This window comes from Streptomyces sp. NPDC096013 (assembly GCF_044763565.1).
Classification (GTDB): Bacteria; Actinomycetota; Actinomycetes; order Streptomycetales; family Streptomycetaceae; genus Streptomyces.
Genome location: NZ_JBIWGK010000001.1, coordinates 276,708 through 296,176 on the forward strand (window position 1 = coordinate 276,708; position 19,469 = coordinate 296,176).

19 protein-coding genes are annotated in these 19,469 nt (G+C 71.0%); 10 read left to right on the plus strand and 9 right to left on the minus strand.

Translation table 11 applies throughout. The annotated features are described in order from the left end of the window. Positions 1–32 precede the first annotated feature (32 nt). Positions 33–983 (plus strand): NADP-dependent oxidoreductase, encoded by a 951-nt coding sequence (locus ACIRB1_RS01250; protein WP_352184715.1) that lies wholly within the window; start codon positions 33–35, stop codon positions 981–983. 27 nt (positions 984–1,010) lie between these two features. On the opposite strand, the gene ACIRB1_RS01255 is transcribed toward ACIRB1_RS01250, so the two are convergent. Both ACIRB1_RS01255 and ACIRB1_RS01260 read right to left on the minus strand, forming a co-directional pair. After that, a complete protein-coding gene (locus ACIRB1_RS01255) occupies positions 1,011–2,117 on the minus strand; it encodes an NAD(P)-dependent alcohol dehydrogenase (protein WP_403464097.1) in 1,107 nt (368 codons plus the stop codon). A gap of 75 nt (positions 2,118–2,192) precedes the next feature. Continuing rightward, on the minus strand, positions 2,193–3,647 hold the full coding sequence (locus ACIRB1_RS01260; protein ID WP_403464098.1) for an aldehyde dehydrogenase family protein: 1,455 nt from the start codon (positions 3,645–3,647) through the stop codon (positions 2,193–2,195). 130 nt (positions 3,648–3,777) lie between these two features. Here ACIRB1_RS01260 and ACIRB1_RS01265 point away from each other — a divergent pair, with 130 nt between their 5' ends. After that, positions 3,778–4,239 carry a MarR family winged helix-turn-helix transcriptional regulator gene (locus tag ACIRB1_RS01265; protein ID WP_403464100.1) on the plus strand — a complete coding sequence of 154 codons (462 nt, stop codon included), beginning with the start codon at positions 3,778–3,780 and terminating at the stop codon, positions 4,237–4,239. A 178-nt stretch (positions 4,240–4,417) separates the two neighbouring features. Continuing rightward, a complete protein-coding gene (locus tag ACIRB1_RS01270) occupies positions 4,418–4,798 on the plus strand; it encodes an anti-sigma factor antagonist (protein WP_403464101.1) in 381 nt (126 codons plus the stop codon). A gap of 15 nt (positions 4,799–4,813) precedes the next feature. Here the strand turns inward: ACIRB1_RS01270 and tuf are convergent, their stop codons facing one another. Together tuf and ACIRB1_RS01280 are read right to left on the minus strand one after the other, a co-directional pair. After that, the gene (gene tuf, locus ACIRB1_RS01275; RefSeq protein WP_403464102.1) at positions 4,814–6,007 is read right to left on the minus strand and encodes an elongation factor Tu; all 1,194 of its coding nucleotides are present in this window, start codon (positions 6,005–6,007) and stop codon (positions 4,814–4,816) included. 55 nt (positions 6,008–6,062) lie between these two features. After that, entirely contained in the window at positions 6,063–7,016 is a 954-nt protein-coding gene (locus ACIRB1_RS01280; protein WP_403464103.1) for a ribose-phosphate diphosphokinase, read from the minus strand. Between the two features lie 195 nt (positions 7,017–7,211). Between ACIRB1_RS01280 and otr(A) the strand changes: the two genes are divergently transcribed. The 4 genes from otr(A) to ACIRB1_RS01300 all read left to right on the plus strand — a co-directional run bounded on the left by otr(A) (position 7,212) and on the right by ACIRB1_RS01300 (position 12,060). After that, positions 7,212–9,071, plus strand: coding sequence for a tetracycline resistance ribosomal protection protein Otr(A) (otr(A), locus tag ACIRB1_RS01285; protein WP_403464104.1), 1,860 nt, complete (start codon positions 7,212–7,214; stop codon positions 9,069–9,071). A gap of 288 nt (positions 9,072–9,359) precedes the next feature. Further along, entirely contained in the window at positions 9,360–10,022 is a 663-nt protein-coding gene (locus ACIRB1_RS01290) for a DUF4230 domain-containing protein (protein ID WP_352184707.1), read from the plus strand. A gap of 40 nt (positions 10,023–10,062) precedes the next feature. Then, positions 10,063–10,665, plus strand: coding sequence for a VanZ family protein (locus ACIRB1_RS01295; RefSeq protein WP_352184706.1), 603 nt, complete (start codon positions 10,063–10,065; stop codon positions 10,663–10,665). Between the two features lie 153 nt (positions 10,666–10,818). Then, the gene (locus ACIRB1_RS01300; RefSeq protein WP_403464105.1) at positions 10,819–12,060 is read left to right on the plus strand and encodes a ricin-type beta-trefoil lectin domain protein; all 1,242 of its coding nucleotides are present in this window, start codon (positions 10,819–10,821) and stop codon (positions 12,058–12,060) included. Between the two features lie 11 nt (positions 12,061–12,071). Here the strand turns inward: ACIRB1_RS01300 and ACIRB1_RS01305 are convergent, their stop codons facing one another. After that, positions 12,072–12,308, minus strand: coding sequence for a hypothetical protein (locus tag ACIRB1_RS01305; protein ID WP_317771483.1), 237 nt, complete (start codon positions 12,306–12,308; stop codon positions 12,072–12,074). 79 nt (positions 12,309–12,387) lie between these two features. Between ACIRB1_RS01305 and ACIRB1_RS01310 the strand changes: the two genes are divergently transcribed. Then, complete coding sequence (locus tag ACIRB1_RS01310; protein WP_403464106.1) at positions 12,388–13,410, plus strand: PHP domain-containing protein; 1,023 nt, start codon at positions 12,388–12,390, stop codon at positions 13,408–13,410. Between the two features lie 264 nt (positions 13,411–13,674). Continuing rightward, positions 13,675–14,637, plus strand: coding sequence for an SDR family NAD(P)-dependent oxidoreductase (locus tag ACIRB1_RS01315; RefSeq protein ID WP_403464108.1), 963 nt, complete (start codon positions 13,675–13,677; stop codon positions 14,635–14,637). Between the two features lie 14 nt (positions 14,638–14,651). Here ACIRB1_RS01315 and ACIRB1_RS01320 read toward each other — a convergent pair whose 3' ends face one another. From ACIRB1_RS01320 to ACIRB1_RS01330, 3 genes are all read right to left on the minus strand, one after another. Continuing rightward, the gene (locus tag ACIRB1_RS01320; RefSeq protein ID WP_403464110.1) at positions 14,652–15,302 is read right to left on the minus strand and encodes a M15 family metallopeptidase; all 651 of its coding nucleotides are present in this window, start codon (positions 15,300–15,302) and stop codon (positions 14,652–14,654) included. Between the two features lie 30 nt (positions 15,303–15,332). Then, positions 15,333–16,622 (minus strand): ROK family protein, encoded by a 1,290-nt coding sequence (locus ACIRB1_RS01325; RefSeq protein ID WP_403464111.1) that lies wholly within the window; start codon positions 16,620–16,622, stop codon positions 15,333–15,335. A gap of 66 nt (positions 16,623–16,688) precedes the next feature. After that, positions 16,689–17,654 (minus strand): phosphotransferase family protein, encoded by a 966-nt coding sequence (locus ACIRB1_RS01330; RefSeq protein WP_403464875.1) that lies wholly within the window; start codon positions 17,652–17,654, stop codon positions 16,689–16,691. A gap of 273 nt (positions 17,655–17,927) precedes the next feature. On the opposite strand from ACIRB1_RS01330, the gene ACIRB1_RS01335 reads away from it, so the two are divergent. Continuing rightward, on the plus strand, positions 17,928–18,359 hold the full coding sequence (locus ACIRB1_RS01335) for a DUF6234 family protein (protein ID WP_403464112.1): 432 nt from the start codon (positions 17,928–17,930) through the stop codon (positions 18,357–18,359). Between the two features lie 120 nt (positions 18,360–18,479). Here ACIRB1_RS01335 and ACIRB1_RS01340 read toward each other — a convergent pair whose 3' ends face one another. After that, positions 18,480–19,409, minus strand: coding sequence for a DUF3626 domain-containing protein (locus ACIRB1_RS01340; protein ID WP_403464114.1), 930 nt, complete (start codon positions 19,407–19,409; stop codon positions 18,480–18,482). Between the last annotated feature and the right edge of the window lie 60 nt (positions 19,410–19,469).

Consider the following 19,469-nt stretch of genomic DNA (forward strand, 5'->3'; position numbering starts at 1 on the left):
TCGTCGTGCGGGACCCGGCAGGCTGACTGACCATGAGCACTGTGAACACCATGCGCGTCATCACTCAGAACGTCCTTGGCGGTCCCGAGGTCCTGGAGGAAGTACAGGTCGAGCGGCCCGAGCCGCGCGTCAACGAGATCCTGATCCGGGTCCGCGCCGCCGGAGTCAACCCCACCGACTGGAAGCACCGGGCCAACGGCGGCTTCCTCGGCGAGCCCCCCTTCGTCCTCGGCTGGGACGTCTCCGGCGTCGTCGAGGCCGTCGGTATCGGGGTGGCCCGGTTCCAGCCCGGCGACGAGGTCTTCGGCATGCTGTCGTACCCGTGGGGCCACGGCTCCCACGCCGAGTACGTCGCCGCCCCGGCCCGCGCCTTCGTCCACAAGCCGGCCGGAATCGACCACGTCCAGGCGGGCGCGCTGCCCCTGGTCTCGCTGACCGCCTGGCAGGCACTCGTCGAGAACGCCGGACTCCAGCCTGGGCAGCGGGTGCTGATCCACGCGGCGGCCGGCGGGGTCGGGCATGTGGCCGTGCAGATCGCGAAGGCGCGCGGCGCCTACGTGATCGGCACGGCGAGCGCGGGCAAGCACGACTTCCTGCGCGAACTCGGCGTCGACGAGGCGATCGACTACCGGGAGACCGACTTCGCCGAGGCCGTGAAGGACGTCGATGTCGTCCTGGACACCCTCGGCGGCGAGACCGCGGTCAAGTCGCTGGGCGTGCTGCGGCCGGGCGGGGTCGTCGTGTCGATCATCCCGGTCGGCTCGGCGGAGTTCCCCGACGAGGCCGAGCGGCTCGGTGTGCGGGCGGTCAGGATGCTCGTCGACGCCGACCGCGGCGACATGGAGTCGATCGTGGAACTCGTCGAGGCGGGCAAGCTGCGCGCGACGGTCGCCCGGACGTTCCCGCTGGCCGATGCCGCCGAGGCACACGCGCTCGGCGAAACCGGCCGCACCGCGGGCAAGCTGGTGCTGACGGTCGACTGAGCCCGAGGGGCGACGCGGGCCGGGAGGTCAGAAGGTCAGCACCGGCTTGATCGCCTTGCCCGCGCCCATGTCCCGCACCGCCTGGTCGATGTCCGCGAACGGATAGGGGGTGATCAGGCGGTGCAGCGGCAGCCGTCCCGCCTTGACCAGTCCCACCAGCGCGGGGATGAAGCTCTGCGTCTCGCCGTCGCCGAGGGTCAGGCCGACGATCCGCTTCCCGGGGAGCAACCCGTTGACGTCCAGGGCGACTTCGCTGCCGAACGGCGGCGCCCCTACGACGACCAGCGTGCCCCGGGCCGCGAGTGCGTCGGCGCCCTGGCGGAGGACGCCGACGTTGCCGGTCGTCTCGACGATGCCGTCGGCTCCCCCGTTCCCCGTGAGCCGGTGCAGCACCTCCGGAAGGCTCTCCTCGGTGGGGTTGACCGTGTGGGTGGCGCCCAACTCCCGTGCCAGTTCCAGCCGTTCGGCGATCCGGTCGACGGCGATGATCGTGGTGGCCGGGGTGAGCGCGGCGGCCATCACCGCCGAGAGGCCGACGGCTCCGGCGCCGAGCACCACGATCGCGTCGCCGAGCCGGGGCTTGAGGACGTTCCAGACGGCGCCGACTCCGGTCTGAACTCCGCACCCCAGCGGGGCGATCGACTCCAGCGGCACGTCCGGGTCGACCTTCACCAGGCTGCGTTCGTCGACCAACGCCCTCTCCGCGAAGGAGGATTGGCCGAAGAAGTGGCCGCCGAGCGGCTCGCCGTCGCGGCTGAGGGTGCTGCTGCCGTCGGCTCGACGACCGCCGATGAGGTTCAGCGGGAGCCAGGTCGCGCAGTACGCGGGGTGCCCGCCCCGGCAGTTGCGGCAGTCTCCGCACGAGGTGAAGGACAGGACGACGTGGTCGCCGGGCGCGACCCCGGTGACGGCCGCACCGACCTCCTCGACGACCCCGGCGCCCTCGTGACCGAGAACTCCCGGCAGCGGAAAGGGCAGTCCGCCGCTCGCCACCCCGAGGTCCGTGTGGCACAGGCCTGTTGCGACGATCCGGACGAGTGCCTCGTGCGGTCCCGGCTCGGCCAGTTCGACGGCGGCGAGGGTGAAGGGCGCACCGCCCGACTCGACGACGGCCGCGCGCGTTGTGGTGGACATCGTACGAACTCCTATGTGTGCGGGGCGAGTTGAGGCGACCCACTGAACCGGGGCCGGTCGAGCCGATGGGCGCGGTCAGTCGAGGGAGACGACGACGGACTTGGTGCGGGTGTACGCGGCGAGGCCCTCGGGGCCGTACTCGCGGCCGAAGCCGGAGGCCTTGACGCCGCCGAAGGGGACGTTGGGGTCGAGCATCGCCCAGTCGTTGATCCAGACGATGCCCGCCTGGAGCCGGTCGGCGATGCGGTGGGCGCGGGCGAGGTTGCCGGTCTGGATGCCCGAAGCCAGGCCGTAGGGCGTGGAGTTGGCGAGGTGGACGGCCTCGTCCTCGGTGTCGAAGGGCTGGACGGTGAGGACCGGGCCGAAGATCTCCTCCTGGATCACCCGGGAGTCGTCGGCGAGATCGGCGATGACGGTGGGCTTGTAGTAGTAGCCGCCGTCGAGGTCGAGCCGTTCGCCGCCGCAGACGATGCGGGCACCCTCCTTGCGAGCGAGGTCGACGTACTCCTCGACCTTCCGCAGGTGCCGCTCCCCCGCCATCGGCCCGACGACGGTCTCGGGCAGCCGGGGGTCGCCGACCGGGACGCCGGGGACGGCGTCGGCGAGGATGCCGAGGAGGGTGCTGTAGACGGGGCGCGCGACCAGCAGGCGGGGGCCGCCCATGCAGAACTGGCCGGTGTTGAAGACGAATCCCTTGATGACCGCGCCGACCGCCTTCTCCAGGTCGGCGTCCTCGAAGACGAGGTGGGCCGCGTTGCCGCCGAGTTCCATGGTGACGGGCTTGAGGTTCTCCCCGGCGACGCTCGCGGCGTGCCGGCCGACGGCGGTGGAGCCGGTGAAGGCGATCTTGTCGATGCCGGTGTGCCGCAGCAGGGCTTCGCCGGCGACCGGGCCCGCGCCGGTGACGACGTTGACGACCCCGTCCGGGACTCCGGCCCGCTGGAGCAGTCCGGCCATGTACAGGGCGCTGAGCGGGGTCTCGTCGGCGGGCTTGTGGACCACGGTGTTGCCGGCCGCGAGGGCGGGGGCGAGTTTCGAACCGGCCAGAATCAGCGGGAAGTTGAAGGGTGTGATCGCGGCCACGACGCCGAGCGGCTCGCGCTTGGTGTAGGCGAGCGCGTTGAGGGGGGTGTCCCGGGTCGAGCCGTCCAGGGAGAAGGCGAGGGCGGCGTAGTGCTCGTAGTCGTTGGCCGCGTTCGTGACGTCGACGGCGTGGCACAGGGTGATGGGTTTGCCCACGTCGAGGCTCTCCAGCTCGGCCAGTTCACCGGCGTTCTCGCGGATCAGCTCGGCGACGCGGTGCAGGATGCGGCCGCGTTCACGGCCGCTGAGCCCGGACCAGTGTCCGCTGTCGAAGGCCTCGCGGGCGGCGCGGACGGCCGCGTCCACGTCGGCGGGGCCGGCCTCGGCGACCGTGGTGACGACCCGGCCCCGGGACGGGTCGACGACCTCGGTGCGCGCTCCGTCGGCGGCCTCGCGCCACCGCCCTCCGATGAACAGACGGCCGGGTTCGGTCTCGAAGGCGGTCATCGCCACTCCTCAGCATCGTTGCCAGGACTATCGTCGCCAAGATTTCAACAAACAGGATTCCTGTTGGTTTCTCGTCTGTTCCGCAGTGTCATTACGGACAGGTTTCCTGTCAATGCTCTAGGGTGAATCCATGGCTGAACCCCAGGCTGGATCTCTCATCGGCGTCCACACGACGAAGGCTGCCCCCTCCCTGCTGTACATGGTCAAGCAGGTGGAGCTGGTCGTCCGCTCCCGTCTCGACGAACTGGTCAGGCCGCACGGGATCACCGCACTCCAGTACACCGCGCTCACGGTGCTGGAGCGACACGACGGCCTGTCCGCGGCGCAGCTGGCACGGGACTCCTTCGTCACCGCGCAGTCCATCGCCGATCTGGTGCGCTCCCTGGAGGGGCGCGGGCTGATCCGCCGGGAGCGCAATCCGCGCAACCGCCGCGAGCTGCTGATCCTGCTCACCGAGGAGGGGCGCGCGCTGCTGACGGCTTGCGCCGGGCCGGTGCGGGAGCTGGAGGAACGGATGGTCGCGCAGCTCACGGCGCATCAGAGCGAGCAGTTCCGGCAGGCTCTGACCAAGGCGTGGCAGGCCCTGTCGTAAGCCCGGGCGTGCGCCGGTCCGTGACTGCCGCGCACATCACAGAAAGCTCTGGCTAGATTCGAAGACATATGTCAATCGAACATGCTCAAATTCACTCCATCGAGGGTAACTTGCAGGGCGGGGAGCGCTTCTACGCTCAACCCCGCTTCACCGAGGGCCGGTTGGAGGCGATGTGGTCGTGCAGCAGGAACCCGCGCCGCTGACCAGGCATCTGCGGATCCACGCGGATCGCGGGTTCACGGTCCTGGAGTTCCGCGGGGAGATCGACATCGCCGCGGCGACGGAGATCCTGCCGTATCTGGACCGGGTGACGGCGCGGCCCCGTGCGCGGATCGTGATCGACCTGCGGCAGGTCGAGTTCTTCGACTGCTCGGGGCTGCGCCTGCTGTACCGGGCGCGGCACAGGGTGCTGGAGCGCGACGGCACGCTGCATCTGGTCTGCGCGCACCCGCTGACGCTGCGCATCCTGCGGGTCACCGGGCTCAACCGGCTGCTGCCGCCGCAGCCCACGCTGGACGCGGCCCTGGAACAGCCGGAGACCACGTCCGGCACGTCATGAGCCGTACGGGGAAAGCTACTTGAGGATCTTCGTGACCTGCCCGGCGCCCACGGTCCGGCCGCCCTCGCGGATCGCGAACTTCAGCCCCTCCTCCATGGCGATGGGTTGGATCAGTTCGACGTGCATGGTGGTGTTGTCGCCCGGCATGACCATCTCGGTGCCCTTCGGCAGGGTCACCACGCCGGTCACGTCGGTGGTGCGGAAGTAGAACTGCGGGCGGTAGTTGTGGAAGAAGGGCGTGTGCCGGCCGCCCTCGTCCTTGGACAGGATGTAGGCGCGGGCCTCGAACTCCGTGTGCGGGGTGACCGATCCGGGCCTGATGACGACCTGGCCGCGCTCCACGTCCTCGCGCTTGACCCCGCGCAGCAGCAGTCCGACGTTCTCGCCGGCCCGGCCCTCGTCGAGGAGTTTGCGGAACATCTCGATGCCGGTGACGGTCGTCCTGGTCTTCTGCGGGTGGATGCCGATGATCTCCACCTCGTTGTTGACCTTCAGGATTCCGCGCTCGATCCTGCCGGTGACGACCGTGCCGCGGCCGGTGATGGTGAAGACGTCCTCGATCGGCAGGAGGAACGGCCGGTCCACGTCCCGTACCGGCTGGGGCACGAACTCGTCGACGGCGGCGAGGAGTTCGAGCACCGACGCGGTCCACTCCGGGTCGCCTTCGAGGGCCTTCAGCGCGGACACCTTGACGACCGGGAGCTCGTCGCCGGGGAACTCGTACTCGGTGAGCAGTCCCCGCACCTCCAGCTCGACGAGTTCCAGGATCTCCTCGTCGTCGACCATGTCCGTCTTGTTGAGGGCGACGACGATGTACGGCACGCCGACCTGCCGGGCCAGCAGGACGTGTTCCTTGGTCTGCGGCATGGGTCCGTCGGTGGCCGCGACGACGAGGATCGCGCCGTCCATCTGGGCCGCGCCGGTGATCATGTTCTTGATGTAGTCGGCGTGCCCGGGGCAGTCGACGTGCGCGTAGTGCCGGTGCTCGGTCTGGTACTCGACGTGGGCGATCGAGATGGTGATGCCGCGCTGCCGTTCCTCGGGCGCCTTGTCGATCTGGTCGAACGGCGTGAACGGGTTGAGGTCGGGATACCGGTCGTGCAGCACCTTCGTGATGGCCGCCGTGAGGGTGGTCTTGCCGTGGTCGATGTGACCGATGGTGCCGACGTTCACATGGGGTTTCGTCCGCTCGAACTTCGCCTTCGCCACGGCGAGTCCTCCTGATCGCCTCGGTGCTGCCGAGCGTTGCTCCGTCCCCTCATGTCTATTCGTTCGGCGGCGCGTCGAACAGGGCGCTGACGGACTCGCCGTTGTGAATGCGCCGTACGGCCTCGGCGAGCGCCGGGGCGATGGACAGGATGCGCAGCTTCTCGGTGCGCTCCTCCTCGGGCACCGGCACCGTGTTGGTGCAGACGATCTCCAGTACGTCGGGCTGCTCCCCGATCCGCTTGAGCGCGCCCGCCGCGAACAGGCCGTGGGTGCAGGCCACCCGGATCGAGCGCGGCCCCAACTCCCGCAACCGCTCCAGGAGTTCGAGCACGGTGCTGCCCTTGGCGATCTCGTCGTCGAGCACGATGACGTCCCGGTCGGCGATGTCACCGATGACGGAGCTGATGACGACCCGGTCGTCCGCGTACCGCTGCTTGGCGCCGGCGGCCACCTGGGCGCCGATCAGCCGGGCGAACGCGGCGGCCTCCTTGGCGTTGCCGAGGTCCGGGGAGACGACGGTGGTGCGGGAGAGGTCGTACTGCCGGAAGTGCGCGGCCAGTTCACGCAGGGCGTGCAGATGGTCGACCGGCACCGAGAAGAAGCCGTGCACCTGCGGCGAGTGCAGGGTCATCGCCAGGACGCGGCTCGCGCCCGCCGCGACCATCAGGTCGGCGACCAGTCGGCCGCCGAGCGAGATGCGTGGGGCGTCCTTCTTGTCGGAGCGGGCGTACGAGTAGTGCGGCATGACGACGGTGATCCGCCCGGCGGAGGCCCCGCGCGCCGCGTCGCACATCAGCAGCAGCTCGACGAGGTTCTCCTGCACCGGTTTGACCAGCGGCTGGATCAGGAAGACGTCCCGTTCCCGGCAGTTGGCCTGGAGCTGTACCTCCAGGCAGTCGTTGGCGAACCGGCTGACCCGGGTCGGGCTGAGCGGAACACCGAGATGCGCGCAGACCTCCTTCGCCAACTCGGGGTGGGCACTCCCGCTGAACACGGCGATGTCTCGCACGATCTGCTCCTCGCATGATCATTCCCGGCCGTGCCTCATGCTACTGACCCGGAAAACCGGTTGCGGACGCCCCGACGGTGGGCGTCATGATGGCCGCGTCCGTGCCCTCTCCCGTCAGGAACCCTCAGATGCGCCGACTCCTCGGAATCCACCGGCTCCCCCACTGGACGACGGTTCTCGAGGACTCGACCACGTATGCGCACCCTGAACATCGGAATTCTGGCCCACGTCGACGCGGGTAAGACCAGCCTCACCGAGCGGCTGCTGTTCGACCACGGCGCGATCGACCGGCTCGGCAGCGTCGACGCCGGTGACACCCGTACGGACGACGGCGCGATCGAGCGGCAGCGCGGGATCACCATCCGCTCGGCCGTCGCCGCGTTCACGTCCGGCGACACCCAGGTCAACCTGATCGACACCCCGGGCCACTCGGACTTCATCGCGGAGGTCGAGCGCGCCCTCGAGGTGCTCGACGGCGCCGTCCTGCTGCTCTCCGCCGTGGAGGGCGTCCAGGCGCAGACGCGGGTCCTGATGCGGACCCTGCGACGGCTCCGGCTGCCCACGCTCGTCTTCGTCAACAAGATCGACCGGGCGGGCGCCCGCGGCGGAGACCTGGTCGCGGAGATCCGGCGCCGGCTGACCCCGCACGTCGTACCCCTCACGGACGTGACGGCCCCCGGCACGCCCGGGGCGTGTGTGCGGCTCCGCCCGCCCGGCGACCCGGAGCTGGCCGAGGCGCTCGCCGACGTCGACCCGGACATCCTCGCGGCCGTCGTCGACGGCCCGGCCCCCACCCCGGACGACCTGCTCAAGTCCCTCCTCAGCCGCACCGCCGACGGCTCGGTCCACCCCCTCCTGCACGGCTCGGCCCTCGGCGGCCAGGGTGTCCCCGCCCTCGTCGACCACCTGATCCGCCTGATCCCGCCCTCACCCACCGGCCCGGGCACCCCGAGGGGCACGGTCTTCGCGGTCCGCCCCGGCCCCGGCCGCGAACGGACGGCCTATCTGCGGCTCTACGACGGAGAGGTGGCCCCGCAGCAGCGGCTCACCTTCCGCCGCCACGGCGCGGACGGGCGGACGGTCGAGGTCTCCGGACGGATCACGCGCCTCCAGGTGATCGGCCGGGCCGGACCGCTCACCGCCGGGAACATCGGGGCGCTGACCGGCCCGAAGGACATCCGGGTCGGCGACCGGCTCGGTGAACTCACCGAGCGGGCACCGCAGTTCGCGCCGCCGACGCTGGAGACCGTCGTACGGGCGAGGCGACCGGAACAGGCGGCGGCGCTGCGGTCCGCGCTGCTCGCGCTGGCCGACCAGGACCCGTTGCTGCACGCACGGCCCGCCGCGTCCGGGGCGACCGTGCTGCTGCTGTACGGGGAGGTCCAGAAGGAGGTCGTCGCGGCGACGCTGGTCCAGGACTTCGGCATCGAGGCCGACTTCGAGCCGAGCCGGGTGCGGTTCCTCGAACGCCCGGCCGGGACCGGCGAGGCCTGGGAGGAGTTCCCGTGGCACGACCACACCCACTACTGGGCGACGATCGGGCTGCGCGTCGAACCGGGCGAGCGCGGCTCCGGCGGGGTCTTCGCCTACGAGACCGAACTCGGCGCGCTCCCAAGGGCGTTGCACCAGGCGATCGAGGACACCGTCCACGCGACCCTGCTCAGCGGTCTCCACGGCGCACCCGTGACGGACTACCGGGTCACCTTCACCCGCTCCGGGTACGCGGCCCCGCTCAGCACGGCCGCCGACTTCCGCGGTCTCACCCCGATCGTGCTGCGCCGGGCGCTCGGGCTGGCGCGGACACGGCTGTACGAGCCCTACGTCATGTTCGAGACGGAGGTCCCGCTGGACGCGCTCGCGCCGGTGACCGCGCGGCTCGCGTCCTGCCGTGCCGAGTTCGCGGGGACGACGGGAGGTGTCGGCTCCTGGGTGATCACCGGGGAGCTGCCGGCCCGGCGGGCGCGCGATGTGGAACTGGCGCTGCCGGGACTCACCCGCGGTGAGGGAGTGTGGTGGTCGCGGCCGTCGGGCGACCGTGAACTGCGGTCCCGCTGAAGGGCGTTCACCCCTCAGCGGCAGGAAACGGACAGTACGTCCGGGATGCCCGTGGCCAGTGTCACGACACGGAACGGACCGTGCTCCGGAAAGGTCACGGGACGCATGGGCCGGACCGCCCGGGAAATGCTGTCATCGGCCGGCCGGGACGCCCGACCGGCCGGACCAGTGACTTTTCACCCCCTGTGCGCCCTCCGTGCCCCCACCAGATGGACCGTTCAGCCAACAGGTCTGTCTGACAGGGCATTTGGGGGGCATGCGCATACCGAGGAAGGGAGGGCCGTCCCCATGACGACTTCCATCAGCCGTGCATCCCGGCGTATGCCGGGCTGGGCGAAGGTGCTCACCGCCGTCGTCGTCGTGATCGCCGTGCTGTTCGCCGGTCTCCGGCTCGCCGTGCTCCCGGGTCTGCGGGACATCTTCGGCACCAAGACGACCGACCGCTCGGGCCCGGCCCTGCTCAAGTCCATCCAGGACATGAGCCGTTACGACGCGGCCTCCGGCAACTTCCAGGTCGTCGTCGACCTGGAGAAGGACGCCAAGTACCTGCCGGACGCCATCCGCGGCACCCGCACGCTGTACGTCGGCGCGGGCACCGTCGAGGGCTATGTCGACCTGGGCAGGCTCGGCAAGCAGGACGTGACGGTCAACGCCGACCGCACGTCGGCCAGCATCAAGCTGCCGCACGCCACGCTCGGCAAGCCGGCCCTGGACCCGGACCACTCCTACACGGTCTCCAAGCAACGGGGTCTGCTCGACCGCATCGGGGACATATTCTCCGACAACCCCAACAGCGAACAGGCGGTGCAGAAGCTCGCCTCGAAGCACATCGGCGAGGCGGCGAAGACCAGTGGACTGACCACCCGCGCCGAGACCAACACGACCAACATGCTCAAGGGCCTGCTCGGCTCGCTCGGCTTCACCGACGTGAACATCTCGTACAGCTCCTGACCGGACGCTGCTGAACCATCGAAAGCTGGAGGCCCACCGCATGGCCCGTACCGTTCCGCGCCTGCGCACCACCAAGAAGGCCAAGGCGGAGCCCGAGCCGAAGCCGGTCCGACCCGAACGCGGACGCCATCAGATGTCGCTCCCCGTGCGTCTGCTGGCGATGCTGATCGGGTTCGTCCTCATGGTGGCGTTCGCCGTCGTACTGGCCAAGCTCACCCTGGAGCCGTCCCCCGCGTCCAAGGCCCTCGTGCACACCAATCTGCACCCGGGCCGCTCCCTGAAGGCCTATCTCGACCAGCCGGCCCTGCGCGACGCCGTCAAGCAGATCGGCGGGAACGTGGTCCTCGGCATCCCCTTCGGGGTGCTGGTGCCCGTGTTCGCGCCGCGGGCCCGCGGCATCCTGAAGGTGCTGCTGCTGACGGCGACCGTCATGCTCCTGGTGGAGTTCGCGCAGGGCGCGTTGATCACCGGGCGGGCCTTCGACATCGACGACGTCATCCTCAACACCTCGGGGGCGCTGATCGGTTGGGTCCTGCTGGGCCGCCGGCTGGGCCGGGCGGTGCACGCGCGCAAGCCCGTGGAGCCGGCGAAGCGGACACCAAAGGCGTCGAAGGCACCCAAAGCGCCGAAGGCCGCGTCCTGACCTTCGCCCACCGGGCCGTCGCGTTCAACTACTGGTCCGTACCAAGGTATTGACGCTCTCCTTATCTCACTCCTTAAATCAAGAGGCGACGCTTTCACCCCCCACCTCAGTCGGCGTGCCGGTCCCCACTGCCGCCGTACAGAAGGGAACGCCGTGGCCTCCCCACGCTTGCTCCGCAGATGCCTCTTCGCCGCCCTGTCCGCCGCACTGGTCGCGTCCGCCGCGATCGGTCCGGCGCGGGCGGCTTCGGCGTCGGCCGCCCAGGCCGACGCCGTCACCTTCTCCGACACCTTCGACGGGGCGGCCGGTTCGGCCGTCAACTCCTCGAAGTGGACTCTGGAGACCGGCGACAACGTCAACAACCACGAGCGCGAGTACTACACGTCCGGCACCAACAACGCGGCCCTGGACGGCCAGGGCCATCTGGTGATCACCGCCAAGAAGGAGAACCCGGCCAACTACCAGTGCTGGTACGGCACATGCCAGTACACCTCGGCCCGGATGAACACCTCGGGGAAGTTCAGCGCGCAGTACGGGCACGTCGAGGCGCGGATGAAGATCCCGCGCGGTCAGGGCATGTGGCCCGCGTTCTGGATGCTCGGCACCGACATCGGCTCGGTCGGCTGGCCCAACTCGGGCGAGATCGACGTGATGGAGAACGTCGGCTTCGAGCCCTCCACGGTCCACGGCACCATCCACGGTCCCGGCTACTCCGGCGCCAACGGGATCGGCGCCGGCTACACCCTGCCCAACGGCCAGGCCTTCGCCGACGCCTTCCACACCTTCGCCGTCGACTGGGCGCCCAACTCGATCAAGTGGTCGGTCGACGGGGTCGTCTACGAGACCCGCACCCCCGCCGACGTGGGCGGCAACACCTGGGCCTTCAACAAGCCGTTCTTCCTGATCCTCAACCTGGCGGTCGGCGGCGACTGGCCGGGCGACCCGAACAGCGCCACGGCCTTCCCGGCCCAGCTGGTGGTGGACTCGGTCTCGGTGACCACCAGCAACACGGCCGCCGGGGTGGCGATCAAGGGCCTGGCCGGCAAATGCGTCGACGTCAACGGCGCGAACTCCGCCAACGGAACCGCCGTACAGCTCTACGACTGCAACGGCTCGGCCGCCCAGCAGTGGACCGTGGGTTCCGACGGCACGATCCGCGCCCTCGGCAAGTGCCTGGACGTGGCCGGCGGCGGCACCGCGGACGGCACCAAGGTGCAGCTCTACGACTGCAACGGCAGCGCCGCCCAGAAGTGGGCCGTCTCCTCGGCGAACGACATCGTCAACCCGCAGGCCGACAAGTGCCTGGACGTCACCGGCAACACCTCCGCCAACAGCACCCCGCTCCAGATCTGGACCTGCTCGGGCGGCGCCAACCAGAAGTGGACCGTCGGCTGATTCCGTAGGACCTAGTGCGGCAACCAGGTGAACTTGTCCCCGCCGACCCAGCGCACCACGTCCGGGTCGTCCAGGTCGCGGACCGTGATGCCGCACACGGCCGCGACCTGGAGCACGTCGGTGATCCCCCTGGCCTCGGCGACCATCTCCCCGTCGATCTCCACGATGCGGAACGGCGGGGTACCGGGCTGCACCTTGAGCACCATGATCCGCGGGCTGGAGATGTGCGGACTGGACATTTCGGTCATGCAATAGAGCCTAGAACGCATCAGGCGGACGCGAGCGGTCCACGGTGCCCGACCGGGGGCCCTCGCGGGAGGAGGCTCGATGGATCCCGTGCAGGCACTGGACCGGATCGCCTTCCTGCTGGAACGCTCCCTGGCCCCCACCTACCGCGTACGCGCCTTCCGTACGGCCGCCGGGGTCCTGGCGGCACTCCCTGAGGGCGAGGTCGCCGAACGCGCCGCTGCCGGGTCCCTGGAGTCCCTCAAGGGCATCGGCCCCAAGACCGCCCAGGTGGTCCGCGAGGCCCTGGACGGGCGGGTGCCCGCCTATCTGGAGCAGCTGGAGGCCGAGGCGCCCGCCCCGTCGGGACCCGGCGGCGAGAAACTGCGGGCGCTGCTGCGCGGCGACTGCCACCTCCACTCCGACTGGTCGGACGGCGGCAGCCCGATCGAGGAGATGGGCCGTACGGCGGCCCGGCTCGGCCACGAGTGGGCGGTGCTGACCGACCACTCCCCCCGGCTGACCGTGGCGCGCGGGCTGTCCCCGGAGCGGCTGCGCGAGCAGCTGGACGTGGTGGCGGCGCTGAACGAGACCTGGGCGCCCTTCCGGCTGCTGACCGGCATCGAGTGCGACATCCTCGACGACGGCTCGCTGGACCAGGAACCCGAGCTGCTGGAGCGGCTCGACGTCGTCGTGGTCTCCGTGCACTCCAAGCTGCGGATGGAGGCCCGCGCCATGACCCGGCGCATGGTGGCGGCCGTACGGAATCCGCACGCGGACATCCTCGGGCACTGCACCGGGCGGCTGCTGATCGGGCGGGACGGGGGTGCCGCGCGGCCGGAGTCGGCGTTCGACGCGGACGAGGTGTTCGCCGCGTGCGCCGAATCGGGCACGGCCGTGGAGATCAACAGCCGCCCGGAGCGCCTCGACCCGCCGAGGCGGCTGCTGCGGAAGGCCGTGGACGCCGGGGTGCTGTTCTCGATCGACACGGACGCGCACGCGCCGGGCCAGCTCGACTGGCAGATCAACGGCTGTGCGCGGGCGGAGGAGTGCGGGGTGCCCGCCGAACGGGTGCTGACCACCTGGTCGGCCGACGAGCTGCTGGCCTGGACCTCTGGCACGTGACGCACATCACCGGGTGCCGCCGCCCCCGCAGGAACACCCTCAGGTAGTTCTCCGTTGAACAGACCGTGGGTGCGGAGGGAACAGTGTCCCCGGGCCTCAACCTCCGCCCACAGGGAAGATCGTTCGGCTGAAGCCCTGTGGAGCCTTTCGCCGCGAGGCGACCGCCTTCCGTGCCCACCACCTGACCGCCCCGGTCGTGATTCCCCCGTCACGGCCGGGGCTTCTCCTTGACTTGGAGCGCACTCCAATTCGTAGCGTTCCGGTATGACCACTGCACAGCACAAGATCGGTTCCGGATTCGGCGCGAAGAGCACCGCCGACGACGTCCTGAAGGGCATCGACCTCACCGGCAAACTCGCCGTCGTCACCGGCGGCTACTCGGGCATCGGCCTGGAGACCACCCGTGCGCTCACCAAGGCGGGGGCTCGGGTCGTCGTCCCCGCCCGCCGCCCCGACGCCGCGCGCGAGGCCGTGGCCGGGATCGACGGCGTCGAGCTGGACGAGCTGGACCTCGGCGACCTGGAGAGCGTGCGCGGCTTCGCCGACCGCTTCCTCGCCTCCGGCCGCACCGTGGACCTCGTGATCGACAGCGCCGGCATCATGGCCTGCCCGGAGACCCGGGTGGGTCCCGGCTGGGAGGCCCAGTTCGCCACCAACCACCTCGGCCACTTCGCCCTCGTCAACCGGCTGTGGCCGGCCATCGCGGCGGGCGGCGCGCGAGTGGTCTCGGTGTCCTCGACCGGCCACCACGCCTCCGGCATCCGCTGGGACGACATCCACTGGAGCCACGGCTACGACAAGTGGGAGGCCTACGGGCAGGCGAAGACCGCGAACGTCCTGTTCGCCGTCCACCTCGACCGGCTGGGCGCCGACCACGGCGTACGGGCCTTCGCGCTCCACCCGGGCGGCATCCTCACACCGCTCCAACGCCACCTCGCCACGGAGGAGATGGTGGAGCGCGGCTGGATCGACGCGGACGGCAACCTGCTGCACCCGGACCTCTTCAAGACCCCGGAGCAGGGCGCGTCCACCCAGGTCTGGGCCGCGACCTCGCCCCAGCTGGACGGCCTCGGCGGCGTCTACCTGGAGGACTGCGACATCGCCGAACCCGCCCCCGCCGACGGCGAGCGCACCGGCGTCAAGGAATGGGCGATCGACCCGGAGCAGGCCGCCCGGCTGTGGAAGCTGTCCGCCGACCTCACCGGTGTGGACGCGTTTGCCGGATAATTCCGGGCACGGCCTCACGAAGGGTCGAGGTCCTTCGGGCCGTACAGGGCGGCGGGCGCGCCGGTGGCCAGCGCCCAGTAGCGGTCTCCGTACGACCAATGCCACCACTCCGTCGGGTAGTTGACCAGGCCGACCGCGCCGAGCGCCTTGCCCAGAACGGCGCGGTGGGCCCTGGCCTCGGCGGTGATGTTGTCGGCGCCTGTGTAGCAGGCCCCCTCGCTCTCCTCGGGGTTGGCGTTCATCGGCGTACCCAGGTCGAGTTCGCGGCCGTCGGCGTCGGCGAGGGTCAGGTCGACGGCCGCGCCGGCGGAGTGCGGGGCGATCTCGGGCGGTGACACATAGCGGCTGGCGGCGGACCGGATGCGGTCGGCGGGCCAGTCCGGGTGGGCACCGCACAACTCGTCGCCGTAGTCCTCGAAGTAGCGGCGCTGGAGGGCCGGTGGCCGGTAGCCCTCGACGAACAGCAGGCGCAGGCCGTCGGGCAACAGGGCCTCCGCTGCGAGGAGCCGGTCCAACACGCCCCGGCGCAGGTGGAGTTCGGCGCCGGTGTCCTTCTTGCGGTCGTCGACCAGCAGGACGGCACTCACATCGGCCAGGGGCTCTCCGCACTCCTCGACGGGGATGGCGGCGACCCGGGCGTCGGACATCAGGATGATCTCACTCATGAGGTGATCATCCCCCAACCGCCTGTCCCCTCAGTGCGGTGCGCGTTCCTCCAGTGCCGTGCGCCAGGCGGGCGGCGGGCCTTCCGGTTCGGGTTCGGCCCTTCGGCCGCCACGCGCGAAGAAGTCGGCGAGCGGAAGGATCGCGGCGCCCACGGTGACCGCGTCCGGACCGAGCAGGCCGAGGTCGATGCTGACGCGTCCGGCGGGGTGGCGCAGCGCGTAGGCGGTGGCGTGGTGGCGTACGGCGGGCAGGAAGCGGGTGCCGAGCTGGAGTCCGGCCCAGCCGCCGATGAGGATGCGCTCGGGCTGGAAGAGGTTGATCAGGTCGGACAGTCCGGCGCCGAGGTACTCGGCGGTCTCCTCCAGGACGGCGAGCGCGACGGGGTCGGCGTCGGTGCCCGCGGGCGGGTAGGCGGCGACCAGGAGCGCGGTCATCGCGGTCTCCTCGTCGGTGCCCTCGGGCGGGCGTCCGCCCTGTTCGCGCCAGCGGTCGAGCAGCGACTCGGCGCCCGCGTACGCCTCGAGGCAGCCCAGGGCTCCGCAGCGGCAGCGACGCCCCCTGACCCGTACGGTCAGATGCCCCCACTCGACCGCCCGGCCGTTCTCCACCTCGGGGGTCACGAGGCAGGCGCCGACGCCGGAGCCGAAGAGGACGACGATCGCGTTGCGCGCACCCCGGCCGCCGCCGAACCACATCTCGGCCTGGCCGAGGGTCTTGGCACCGTTGTCGATGAAGTACGGGACGGTGTCGGGGAGTTGCGAGGTGCTGCGGAGCAGTTCCTCCAGGGGGACCGCGTCCCAGCCCATCGTCTGGCCGTGCACCACGGCGCCGCGGTCCGGGGTGTGCTCGACTATCCCGGGGACGCCGATGCCGACGCCCAGGAGCTGTTCCGGCGCCTTGCCCGCGGCGGCGAGGACCTCGGCCATGCCGTCGCGGATGTGGCCGACGATGACCTCGACCTCGTAGCGCTGCTGCTCCAACGGGCGTTCTGCGCGGGCGAGTTCGGTGAGAGTGAGGTCGAACAGCTCGACGCGGACGCGGGTCTCGCCGACGTCGACGCCGATCATGTGGCCGCTGTGCGGGGCGACTCGGAGGAGGGTCCGGGGGCGGCCGCCGTCGGAGTCGACGCTGCCGGCCTCCTCGACCAGTCCGTCGGCGACGAGGTCAGCGACGACATTGCTCACCGAGCCGGAGCTGAGTCCGGTCACCGGGCCCAGCTCGAAGCGGCTGAGGGGTCCGTCGAAGTACAGCCGTTGCAGCACGGCCGTGCGGTTGGCCCGCCTGAGGTCGCGTACCGTGCGCCCGTTCCGCCCCGCCATGTGGCTCCCTCCGAACCCCGCACCCTCTTAATTCACGCCCTGAACTAAGGGGCGATGGAATGCACACTACGTGGTCGAAGCCGTCTCGTCGATCTCCCCCAGGGCCGCGAGGAGCTCGGGACCGACCTTCTCCCGCCGCCAGCGGTTCTGTTCCTCGCCGAACTCCCGGGGGACCGCCTCCGCCAGCATGATCAGGTAGAGATAGCTGCGATAAAGGGCGTACCGGAGGCGGGCCGACCGGTCGAACTCGGCCCGCCCGCCCGCCTCCCGGTAGCCCGCGAGGAACGCCTCGTCCTCCCTGATGTCGCCCAGCAGCGCCAAGGAGACGAAGTCGGCCAGCGGATCGCCCCAGAACATCCGCTCACCGTCGATGAGTCCGCCGATGCGGGGTGTCCCGGTGGTGCGGTCGACCAGGATGTTGCCCCGCCACAGGTCGAAGTGGACGGCACACGGGACGGTGACCTCGTCCAGGGCCGCGTAGGCCGACCGGGCCGTGCGGGCGATGTCGTCGGCGGGGAGCGGCAGCCAGGCGTCGTAGCGGCGGGCATCGTCGAGGACGGCGTCGTAGAGCGTGGTGAACGCGGTGCGCCAGTCGGGGGCGAGGGGGCCGAGGGCGCCGGAGGGGTAGCCGAAACCGGGGCCGGTGATCTCGTGCAGGCGGGCCACCTGGCGGCCCAACTCCGTGCGCAGGCGGGTGATTTCGGGGGCGGTGATGGTGTCGTCCCAGGGTTCGCCGGCGCAGAGCGTCATCAGAAGGGTGTCGCCGTCGAGGACCACGACGCGCGGTGCCGCTACCCCGGCCTTGGCGGCGGCGCCGTAGAAGTCGGCCTCGGAGACGAGGAGTTGGCGCTCGTGGGACAGGCCGGGGGCGGTGGGCGCCGTCTTGAGGACGTGGCGGGTGCCGTCGGTGAGGGTGAGTTCCTCGACGAGGTTGTAGGTGCCGCCGCCCAGGGGACGCAGGCGCGCGAGGTCGGCGGGCGGGATGCCCGCCGCGCCGAGTGCCCGCCGGGCCCGCTCCCAGGAGTCCGTCACCGTGCGCCCACCTCTCCGTCCCGGTCTGCCCGCGGCGTACCCGTCCTCGACGTAACGCCCGTCCGCCGTCAGCGTGTTGAGCCACTGCCCGGCGGCCGAGTCGTCGGCGCCGGGCGTGCGGTCCGGGTACAGAGTACGGAACGCCGCGCGCACACCGGTGCCCTGCGCGAGCCGTCGCCGCGGACGAACACCCGGGCGCCGACATCCAGCAGGGCCCGCCGGCTGAGTGCGCGTACTCATGCGCTCCCGTGACCGCCGCGGCAGGGTGGGCCCATGACGCAGGTACTGCCCGAACATCCGCCCCGGCACCGCCGATGGCCGTGGTCGCACAGGACGTCCCGCGCCTCGGACGTTCTCGCCGCCATCTCCCTGTTCGTCGCCGAGGCCGCCTTCTTCGCCTGGTCGATGTTCACCTGCGGCATGGAGGGCTGGGCCGCGCAGGGCGACCAGGACAGGATCGACGTGGCCGCACTCGCGAACATCGCCTGGACGGAACACTTCCTCTATGTCCTCCTCGCCCTGGCAGGGCTCGCGGCACTCTCCCGCGCACCGTGGACGGCGGTGTCGCAACTCGTCGTCGCGGGCCTCGTGTTCACCCTGCTCACCGGTATGCAGCACGAGTGGGACCGCACGCATCCGGCCCCCGCGCCCACGCCGAGAGCCGGCTACTCGCCCTGCTACAGCGGCAGCGGGACCTGTTCCTGAGCCGCAGGCCGGTGGAGTGAGCAGGGCGTGACATGAGGGGCCGGTCGCGGTGTGTGATGTGTACGGCTCGGCTGTCGGCCCGGTGGACGCGGCGAACCGTGCCGAACCGGTCGCCCGCGCCTACGCGGTCGGGGTGGTCACGCCGGGGGTGTGGCCGCCGGTGCCCGCCTCGGCCGCCGGCGAGCGGTAGGCCGTGCCCGCGCCCTCCGGCGCCCCGAAGCGGGCGAGGGTGTGCCACACCATCTTCAGGTCCTGGAGTGGGTACCGCCCGGTGCGGGCCGCGTCGCCGATGATCCTCGGGTCGAGGGTCCCGCGCTCGGCGACCAGGCCGCCGAGGTCGGCGTACTCCTGGCCCCGGTAGTCCGCGTGCCGGTGCAACTCCCTTACGGAGAGCCGGTATCCGGGGTGCCACTCGACGGGGCAGGGCAGCCGCCGGGCGGCGGTCTCGACGGGAGTGCCGCGGTAGCTCGCGTCCAGGACGAGGGCCTCGATGTCGCGGGCGAGGTCGACTCCTCCGTGGACCTGGGCCTCGATGTAGTCGTTCAAAGCGTCCTGTTCGTCGGCCTCGGCGAGCGCGATCAGATGCATGCCGGAGGCGACGCCGAAGTCGGTCGGTTCGGCCGCGCTGTCGGGGTAGCAGAAGGTCGCACGGGCGAGGGCCGCACCGGTGAGCCGGAAGTGCGAGGAGCCGAACCTCGGTGCGGCGCCCACCACTTGATGGCGGAAGTTCAGCGCGCCGTACACCGGCCGCTCGACCGCGGGCGCCTCGTCGTAGACACCCGCGAAGATCCGGCTCTCCCAGCGTTGACGGTCACCGCCGGGGTGGGCCGTGAGGCCGCCGTTGCTGGTGCCGGTGACGAACTGCGAGTGGTAGGTGCCGTCCTGGGCCAGCGCGTCGAGGATCGGGCGGCCGGTCGCCGTACGGTCGGGATGGAAGTTGAGCGTGATGCGCAGCCGCGGGTCGACAACCGGGCCGGACGAACCCGCCGCCACATGCCGCAACGCCCGCGCCTGGTACGCCCCGACGCCCTCGACGCCCCCGAAATCCATTGGCCCCTCCACCGCTCGCCTCATTACCCTGGCCCGAAACCTAGACCCCCTAGGTTTCGG